The following is an 878-nucleotide window of genomic DNA, read 5'->3' as shown; positions in this document are numbered from 1 at the left end:
GGCGCGTGCAGGCGCTGCTTCGCGCTGGAGCTCTTGGCGGGCGCGGCGACGGGGCCGCGGGGCCAGGCCACGCTGCACGTGCTCGACGGCGAGACGCTGGAGGGGCGCACGGTGAAGGTGGCGCGCGCGCCCGGCTGCCCGGGGTGCGCCATCCAGTCGCTGCCCCCGTTCCCCTCGTCCCGGGAGGACACCGCATGCCCGACGTGACGGCGACGTTGGACATCACCCGCGAGGTGTGTCCGATGACCTACGTGCGCACCAAGCTGAAGCTGGAGTCGCTGCCCCCGGACACGCTGCTGGAGGTGCTGCTCAAGGGCGACGAGCCCCTGAAGAACGTGCCCCGCAGCGCCAAGGACGAGGGCCACGACGTGGTGTCCCTGGAGCCGCGCGGGGACGGCACGCACCGGTTGATCATCCGCAAGCGAGGGAAATGAGCATATGGCCACGATTCGCATTCCGACGCCCATGAGGACGCTCACGCGCAACCAGGCCGAGGTCCAGGCCACCGGCGCCACCGTGGGCGAAGTGCTGCGCGACCTGGAAGCGCGCTTCCCCGGCATGGGCGCGCGCCTCTTCGACGACAAGGGCGCCGTGCGCCGGTACGTGAACATCTTCCTCAACGAGGAGGACGTGCGCGCGCTCAAGGCCCTGGACACGCCGGTGAAGGACGCGGACCGCATCACCCTCATCCCGGCCATGGCGGGGGGCTGAGAGGAGCGTCATGGCGCTGCGCGAGGATCAGATTCTCCGCTACTCCCGGCAGATCCTCCTGCGGGACGTGGGCGGGCGAGGGCAGGAGGCCCTGCTGTCGGGCGGCGCGCGCGTGGACGGGCTGGGCGCGTCCGGCCTCACCGCCACGGCGTACCTGGCCGGCGGCG

2 protein-coding genes and 1 pseudogene are annotated in these 878 nt (G+C 72.2%); all 3 read left to right on the top strand.

All coding sequences use genetic code 11. The annotated features are described in order from the left end of the window. Positions 1–207, top strand: a pseudogene (locus tag ACLEQD_RS44465) (HesA/MoeB/ThiF family protein); the annotation flags it as partial. Further along, positions 195–434 carry a sulfurtransferase TusA family protein gene (locus tag ACLEQD_RS44460; protein WP_410391939.1) on the top strand — a complete coding sequence of 80 codons (240 nt, stop codon included), beginning with the start codon at positions 195–197 and terminating at the stop codon, positions 432–434. The pseudogene ACLEQD_RS44465 and the gene ACLEQD_RS44460, both read left to right, overlap by 13 nt. 4 nt (positions 435–438) lie before the next feature. Beyond that, positions 439–711: a MoaD/ThiS family protein gene (locus ACLEQD_RS44455; protein ID WP_171413218.1), complete on the top strand. Its 273-nt coding sequence runs from the start codon at positions 439–441 to the stop codon at positions 709–711. The last annotated feature ends 167 nt before the right edge of the window (positions 712–878 follow it).

The sequence above is a fragment of the Corallococcus sp. 4LFB genome (genome assembly GCF_046520365.1).
Classification (GTDB): Bacteria; Myxococcota; Myxococcia; order Myxococcales; family Myxococcaceae; genus Corallococcus; species Corallococcus caeni.
Note: the sequence above shows the minus strand (reverse complement) of the source record. Positions and strands in the feature narration are given on the sequence as shown.